The following is a 7,761-nucleotide window of genomic DNA, read 5'->3' on the forward strand; positions in this document are numbered from 1 at the left end:
ATGCACAGAAAAAAGCCGTTGCTGTACATCACTTGGATACCCTTTGGCGTCCCAGCGACTTGCAACAAAGGGACGGACGTGCCATTCGCAAAGGCAATGAAGTGGCCAAATATTTTGCTGATAATAAGGTGGATGTGATTATCTATGCCGTCGAAAAGTCTTTGGACTCTTACAAGTTCAATCTACTGTTTAACAAACAGCTTTTTATCGATCAGCTTAAGAACAATAAGTTGGGCAAAAGAACCATTGATGAGGGAGCTATGGACGAAAAATCGGGAATGAACTATTCTGAATATGTAGCGGAATACCGACCTCTTAGATAAAGCCAAATTAGAAAAGCGCATTGCCTCTTTGGAGAGTGAGCGACAGTCTTTTCATCGTGCCAAGTCCTCTACCCAAACATGATTGGCACATCTTACAGAGAGCTTAACAACTTGTCAAAATACCTTAAATGGCTTACAAACCGATTGGGAGGAGTTAAACAAAAAAGCTATCTTAAACCCTGATGGTAGTATGCAAAACTGTTTACAGCTCACAGGCTTAGAGGGAGTAATAGACATCAAGCAATTGGGTGAAAAACTCAATCATATTGCCAAGAACTTAGATATCAATGGAGAGTTTAGAAAGATAGGTGAGCTTTATGGTTTTCAGCTGCTGGCTAAGACCAGTATTGCCCAAAGCGATGGACTCGGTTTTAAGGAAATCAAGTTTTACGCAGAAGGGGCAGGAGGTATTAAATACACCCATAACAATGGCACAATGGCAACAGATCCCAAGCAGGCTGCCTCTTTCTTTATACGCGCTTTAGAAAAAATTCCCACTCTCATTGATAAAGAACAGCAAAAGATCGCTGACATCCAAAAAGACTTGCCTATACTTCAAGAAATCCTCTCTGGCAGTTGGAATAAAGAAGCTGAACTTACCCAGCTTAAAACTGACCTTGCAACTATCGACCGAAGGATACTCTTGTCCATTACTCCTGAGAGTAGTGGTGCTGAGGAAGGGGAGTCTGTAGAGCAGGGGGAACAAGAGTCTCAAGAGCAGCATAACACTCCTGAAAAGCAGGAAGTAAAATCAGGGGTGAAATTCAGGATGTAGTGGCAACACAGCAGCCCCTATATTGCCTATATAACTCCTATATACGCCCTATATACATTATCTCCGTATATAGGGTAGCTATAGGGGATTGCTTATTTATAATTTGCTATATCTCATTGAGATAGTACATTTTTTAGGCGTGAGATAGGTTTTGTTATAAGCTCACCCTACAAACTTTTACTAACACTAAATTAGTAAAATATTAGTCGTATTATTGTAAAACGAACCAAAACATAAAAAGACAAAAGTATCTAAATATTTTATATCTATATGATTATCAGCAGATAACAAAGTCTGTAAAAATATTTTGAAAAAACCTTGTCTTTTTATTTTGTGATGTAGAATATTTTTAGTAATATTGCCGCACAATTCATCAATTTTCCTGTTTTATGAAGAAAAGCGTGCTAAAATACTTCCCAAAACTCGATACCACAGTCTTTCTCACCTTTGGCGGGATACTTTTGCTCGGGCTCATAATCTTAATATACCAACTCAATCACCGCACAGACTGCACTGAAGCCAAATATATTATCCACACAGACGACTTCATCACTAAAAATCTCATTGAGTTCATCGATAATACCAAAGGAGCTACTTCTTGGAAGTGGGATTTTGGCGATGGCTCTGCGGTAGATTACAACCAAAACGCACTTCACTCTTACAACAAGGCAGGACAATACATCGTTACCCTTACCATCAACAACACTTGCAGTTTTCAAAAAATAGTAACTATCACAGACCCTGATGCCGATTCAGGCTATCTGCCTGTTATCATCGCCCCCAATGTAGCCTTTGAGGGGGATACCATCAAGTTTAACGCCCGCAAAGAAGGTGGCATTTCTTTTGAGTGGAGTTTTGGCGAGGGTGCTGGTACTGATGCCCTTGGTGAAAAAGTTACTTATAGCTTTAAAACCACTGGCAAAAAGACCGTTTCCTTGATTGTCAATGGCGATATAGAGCATATCGCCACTAAAACCATCTACATCGCCCCTAAACATATTGCTGCTAAAAAGAAAAGCGATGCATCCTCTTACGAATTTGAAAAACCTCATTCCGACTTTGAGTTGCCACGGGGTAAGGCTCAAAAAGACCCTTTAGTAGATTTTATTGGACACCTACCTGTAACCCCTGCACCCAAAAAGGAGAAAGACAGTATTCCTTCCCCTAAAAAAGCACCAGATATCTCAGTAGAACAGTTCCAACTCTTGCTGGGTCAAGTAGCCGCACAATCTAAGACAAAAGACGATTTTAAAGAGTATCTCTGTGGTAATTTTAGCACTCCTGTGGTAGTAAACGACCAAAAACTCGTACCCTTTGAACAGCTTTGTAGGGATATTGCAGGTAAAAAGATTAAAATCTCCACAATGCGCCTACAAAAAGACACTAAAAATTGTATTCAACATATCTATATCTATTACAAGATTAAGAAATGGGGGATTTGGGTAAAAGAGTGATAGATTTTAGCTTAAATAAAATCTAAGATAATTAAGACAATGGATGGAATACTATTTTTCAGCATTGGAATTAGCATACTCATTCCATTAGTACAGTTGTTTTATCTATTCTATCGTAGATTTTTTAATAAAGATAGTAAATTTATTCAATATTTATTAGCGATATTAAGTGTTTTTGCTTATATAAGTTTGAGTTTTGTAGTTATAATGTATATTAAACCAACAGTTTTTGATAGTACAGACTTTCATAATACGATTGTTATACCTATTGCAGCTTATTTGGTAATGAATGTAATTATAATACTACAAAAATATATAGCAAAAAGTAATACCATAGGTATATTACTGATAATCAATGTTATTACACTGATAACTATATGCTATTACTTATTGCTGACAACTACCTATGAAGAGGGAGATGGAGATGTATTGTGTAATTCACACAAACAGATAATGATTTTTAGTTACACTGATTTTATCGGGGTACTACTATTAAACACATTGACATTTTTCGTTATTAAAAAGTAAAAGATTTTAGAATCATATGCAACAAAAACCCTACACTCAGGAAGTCCAAAAAGCCCTTCAAATAGCCCAAAAGATAGGCAAGGAGCATATCCACGCTCATTACTCAGGAGCGCACTTGCTGAAAGCGATGCTCAATCGCGATTTGCCCTTGCTTAAAGCTTTAGAGGCAAAGGGTATTGACGTGTTTTACTTAGAGGAATGGGCAGAAGTGCGTCTTGAAGAACTTCCTAAATCCACGCATACTTATAGCTGCGAACCTGACGAGGTAATTGATACCATCTTCACAGAGGCAAATGAGGTCGCTGAGAGTCTTTTAGAGGAAGAAATAAGCCTCTTTGCGGTAATAGTAGCCATTAGCAGCCCAGGGGTAGCTTTTAGCTTTGACCAGATGAAGACCTTTCCCGTCTCTCGTGCTGAACTCCTGAAAGACCAAACCGTAAGCGGTACCATCTTCTCTAACAACACTCCTGACGAACCCTCAGCAAAAAAGAAAAACAACTTCTTACAAAAATACTGCATCTACAAAAACGCACAGGTAAAACCTCAAAAAGAAAAAGACCTTTTAGTAGGGCGCGATACTGAAATCAACAAAATCATTGAAATACTTTGCCGTTTTAACAAGCCTAATGTGCTAGTCATCGGTGATTCAGGAGTGGGTAAAACAGCTGTTTTAGAGGGATTTGTACAGAAAGTGGTATGGCAGCAAATCCCAGAACTGCTCGCGGGTTTAGAAGTCTTTGAGTTGGATATGGGGGCTATCGTGGCTGGAGCTTCTTATAAGGGCGAGATTGAAGACCGCTTAAAGAACATCGCCCAAGAGCTTAAAGCACTCCCCAAAGCAGTGCTTATCATTGAAGAAATCCACTCTATTTTGGGCGGACAAGCCTCAGACTCTTCTATTGCGAACCTACTCAAAAGCGAACTCTCCAAAGGCTTACGGCTTATTGCGACCTCTACCATTGAGGAATACACCAAAAAGATAGAAAAAGAACAGGGACTATCGGGTATGTTTGAACTTTTAAGGTTAGAAGAAAGCGATGATGATACCCATTTTAGAATGCTCAAACAAGCCTTAGCCGACTATCAAAAGCACCACAACATCAGCATTGACGACCTGACCATCAAGGAGGCTATTCGCCTTTCCAAGCGTTTTATGAAGGAACGCAGCTTGCCTGCCTCAGCTATTGACCTGATAGACCAGACAATGGCATCGCTTAAAACAGCAGGAGAGTCATTCTTAAAAGAACGCAACTATTTTATAGGCAAAGTATTGGAACTGAGGGAAAACAAAAAGCTCCTCAGCGAAAAAGACCGCCAATTGCTGGCTCAGTGGCTTTATAAAGACCTATGCCAAAAACTGCAAAACCTCAGTGGCTCAGAGAGTGAAACACAGAACGAGCATAATCCCATTGAAAACACCCCTACTGATGAACTTCTTGACCTATGCCGCAGCCTTATTGATCGTATTGAAGACATAGCAAAAGAAAAACGAAGCCACATCACTGAATACGACCTTGCTTTTATCATCTCTCAAAAGACCAACATCCCTATTGGCAAGCTCAAAGAAGAGGAAAAGCAGCGACTCAATGATATGGAAAATGTATTAGCCCAGCGGGTGGTAGGGCAAGATCACGCCATTGCAATTGTCTCTGAAGCTATCTTGGAAAGTCGTTCAGGCTTAAATAAAGCAGGACAGCCCATTGGTTCTTTTTTCTTTTTAGGTCCCACAGGTACGGGAAAGACAGAGCTTGCCAAATCGTTGGCTGAGTTTCTATTCCAAGATGAGAATGCCATTATCCGCTTTGATATGTCTGAGTTTAAGGAAGAGCATTCTGCTGCCTTGCTCTATGGCGCACCACCAGGTTACGTAGGCTATGAAGAGGGTGGCTTGTTAGTCAATAAAATACGCCAAAAGCCTTATGCTATTGTGCTTTTTGATGAGATTGAAAAGGCACATAGCTCGGTATTTGACGTCTTCTTGCAGATAATGGATGAGGGTAAACTCCACGACCGTCTGGGCAAAGAGGGAGACTTTTCTAACGCTATTGTGCTCTTCACTTCCAATATAGGTTCTGAGTTTATCGTACAATCCTTTGAAAAGGGAAATATCCCTACTTCTTCTGAGCTTTTAGAGCGTATGAGTGGTTATTTCCGTCCTGAGTTCTTAGGGCGACTTACCGAAACGATACCATTTGCCCCTATCAGCAAGGGCAATGCGCTAAAAATCTTTGAGATACACTTAAAGAAAGAGCTGTTGGACTTGGTAAAGAATATCAATATACAGTTAGAAATCACTGATATCGCCAAAGAACAACTCTCAGAAGAGGGGTATGATATCAAATACGGGGCGCGACCTTTAAAGGGCGTTATCCGCGCTAAACTGCGTCGTCCCTTAGCTAAAAAGATTATTGCGGGAGAGTTTAAGGAAGGTGATAGCATCATAGCTGATTGGCAGGACGGAAAAATCGTGTGGAACAGAAAAGAAGATAACAAGCTAAAAGATAATGTATTATGAGCCAGAAACATTTAGTATGCCAAGGAGCAACCTGCCAATGTCAATTTGGCAATGCTCCCGATAAGTTAAAGGTACTTACACAGACCAAAGCCTTCATCAACGAAGAAGAACCTCAAGAGAAATTGGTAGCCACAACTGCTGATGTAGGGGCTACTTTTGAGAAAAACACCTTTGGGCTATGTCAGATGCAACCACTACCAGGTGGGGGCTATAAACCCTGTCAGGCAATGGTAACTCAATGGAGCGGTGCTTATGAGAACGTTACCTATGAGGAAAACAACGGGCATCCCCTTTTAGAGGACAGTAAAGCCACCTGCCCCATAGGTGGCAAGGACTGTATCAGCATCATCAACCACGGACAAGTGGCTGAGATAACAAACCGCAATCTACATAATGCTGATCCTATTAAAATGGATATGATCAATCCTTTTATGGATTTCGGTAAATTCGTAAATGATAGCATTGATTCTTCTGTGAGTAAGAAAATCACTGATATTTTTTGGCAATACGGAAAAAATAACACTACTATTCAGGGGAAGTCAAGATTTTATACAGATATTGATTTAGTTGTAAAAACTGTTAATTATTTTGAAGGAGAAGAGGTTACCGTATCCTTTAAATCAGAGGATGGAAAACCCATCATAAATGATTTAACTGAGTTGACCTTTAAAGGTGTTGTTGATGAAAATGGAGTTGCCATAATAGAAAAACCCTTGAAAGAGTATACATTAATTATCAAATAAAATAGAATAATATGAATTTAGAATCAAGAAAATTTATTGCTGTTTGTGATGGCAAACAAGCTGATCCTATTGAGATTAAAAGACCTAAATGGGAGGATATGATAAAGAATTACCCCAATAGCTCTATGAGTACTGTTAAATTGTATGCTGAAATTGGGGGAAAAACTCTTTCATCTCTTACAACAGAAAATGCAATTAATGATGCAGGATATGGAAATTCTTGTTGCATAAGGATTAGCAGAGCTTTGAATTTAAGCGGAATAACGTTATCTTCTGATAATTCTTCATATAGAGACACTGTTGGTGGTGTTATAAAAGGAGAAGATAAAAAAAATTATTGGATAAGAGTTAGGGAACTATCAAAATATTTAGATGATATTTTAGGAAAGCCTGAATTTCAAAAATCAATAAAACGAATTCCTATAATACAAGAGAAGGATCCTATTCAAAAAAATAAAAAACTAGAAAAAGAGATAGAAGAGAAAAAGAAGTCTTTAACAGATGATGATTGGAATAGACTTCATAAAATGAAAGGGATTATCCTATTTAGTATCTCTGGATGGGGTGATGCAGGAGGTCATATCACTCTTTGGGATGGAAAAAATTTAATTTATGTAGGAAATATTCCTGACTATAATAATCCTGATCATCCTCATTACTATTTTCATATGACAAAATACTATGATGGAAAAGGGGGAAAAAAAGATAAAATAGTACAAACTGATTTAATAAAATTATGGGAATTAAAATAAAAATAACAGTATTACTTTCACTCACAACTAACTTTATAGTTGCTCAGAATACACTAAAAGAGTTAAAAAAATATGCTCTTCACTATTGTATTGCACACAACTATCATTTGATAGATAGCGAATGTAGTACTCACGACTATACTTCATCATATATACTTGAAGTGAAGAAAATATCTAATGAATTAATGGATGAAGTAAGATTTTATACAGAGGAAAAAACTGATAAATATTATAAAGGTCCACCACCTCCTGCTTGGCTATATGATGAGCAAGCTAATTATATTTGTTATCTTTGCACTGATTTTTATGAATCACAAGAATTACATCATTTTATAAAGAGACTCATACGTAAATATAGAAAAAAACAACCTTTATCTGATGAATAAAATTTGTACTAAGTTCCGCAACTTCTTAGTTAAAAAATATCGCAGACTAAGAAAAACAATAGCATCATAGCCGATTGGCAGGAAGGGAAAATTGTGTGGAACAGAAAAGAAGATAACAACATAAAAGATAATGTATTATGAGCCAGAAACATTTAGTATGCCAAGGAGCAACCTGCCAATGTCAATTTGGCAACGCTCCCGATAAGTTAAAGGTACTTACACAGACTAAAGTCTTTATCAATGAGGAAGAACCCCAAGAGAAATTGGTAGCCACAACTGCTGATG

Annotated in this window: 6 protein-coding genes and 1 pseudogene; all 7 read left to right on the forward strand. The window is 38.1% G+C overall.

Annotation, left to right across the window (positions count from 1 at the left end; all coding sequences use genetic code 11):
• Nucleotides 1–382 (forward strand): annotated as a pseudogene (locus HMPREF1551_RS14470) (helicase); the annotation flags it as partial.
• A gap of 131 nt (nt 383–513) precedes the next feature.
• The gene (locus HMPREF1551_RS14475) at nt 514–1,098 is read left to right on the forward strand and encodes a hypothetical protein (RefSeq protein WP_155851607.1); all 585 of its coding nucleotides are present in this window, start codon (nt 514–516) and stop codon (nt 1,096–1,098) included.
• A gap of 389 nt (nt 1,099–1,487) precedes the next feature.
• Nucleotides 1,488–2,552, forward strand: a complete 1,065-nt coding sequence (locus HMPREF1551_RS03760) for a PKD domain-containing protein (protein WP_021627710.1) — start codon at nt 1,488–1,490, stop codon at nt 2,550–2,552.
• Between the two features lie 544 nt (nt 2,553–3,096).
• Nucleotides 3,097–5,595 carry an AAA family ATPase gene (locus HMPREF1551_RS03770; protein WP_021627712.1) on the forward strand — a complete coding sequence of 833 codons (2,499 nt, stop codon included), beginning with the start codon at nt 3,097–3,099 and terminating at the stop codon, nt 5,593–5,595.
• Nucleotides 5,592–6,338: a DUF4280 domain-containing protein gene (locus HMPREF1551_RS14165; RefSeq protein WP_021627713.1), complete on the forward strand. Its 747-nt coding sequence runs from the start codon at nt 5,592–5,594 to the stop codon at nt 6,336–6,338. Before HMPREF1551_RS03770 ends, HMPREF1551_RS14165 begins: the two co-directional genes overlap by 4 nt.
• Nucleotides 6,339–6,349: 11 nt before the next feature.
• Entirely contained in the window at nt 6,350–7,090 is a 741-nt protein-coding gene (locus tag HMPREF1551_RS03780) for a T6SS effector amidase Tae4 family protein (protein ID WP_021627714.1), read from the forward strand.
• Nucleotides 7,075–7,476, forward strand: a complete 402-nt coding sequence (locus HMPREF1551_RS03785; RefSeq protein WP_021627715.1) for a hypothetical protein — start codon at nt 7,075–7,077, stop codon at nt 7,474–7,476. Before HMPREF1551_RS03780 ends, HMPREF1551_RS03785 begins: the two co-directional genes overlap by 16 nt.
• The last annotated feature ends 285 nt before the right edge of the window (nt 7,477–7,761 follow it).

Source organism: Capnocytophaga sp. oral taxon 863 str. F0517 (genome assembly GCF_000466425.1).
Lineage (GTDB): Bacteria > Bacteroidota > Bacteroidia > Flavobacteriales > Flavobacteriaceae > Capnocytophaga.

Bases quoted from the DNA above. Each gene is read 5' to 3' on its own strand.
- HMPREF1551_RS14475 (WP_155851607.1), top strand. From the start codon at position 514: ATGCAAAACTGTTTACAGCTCACAGGCTTAGAGGGAGTAATAGACATC.
- HMPREF1551_RS03760 (WP_021627710.1), top strand. From the start codon at position 1,488: ATGAAGAAAAGCGTGCTAAAATACTTCCCAAAACTCGATACCACAGTC.
- HMPREF1551_RS03770 (WP_021627712.1), top strand. From the start codon at position 3,097: ATGCAACAAAAACCCTACACTCAGGAAGTCCAAAAAGCCCTTCAAATA.
- HMPREF1551_RS14165 (WP_021627713.1), top strand. From the start codon at position 5,592: ATGAGCCAGAAACATTTAGTATGCCAAGGAGCAACCTGCCAATGTCAA.
- HMPREF1551_RS03780 (WP_021627714.1), top strand. From the start codon at position 6,350: ATGAATTTAGAATCAAGAAAATTTATTGCTGTTTGTGATGGCAAACAA.
- HMPREF1551_RS03785 (WP_021627715.1), top strand. From the start codon at position 7,075: ATGGGAATTAAAATAAAAATAACAGTATTACTTTCACTCACAACTAAC.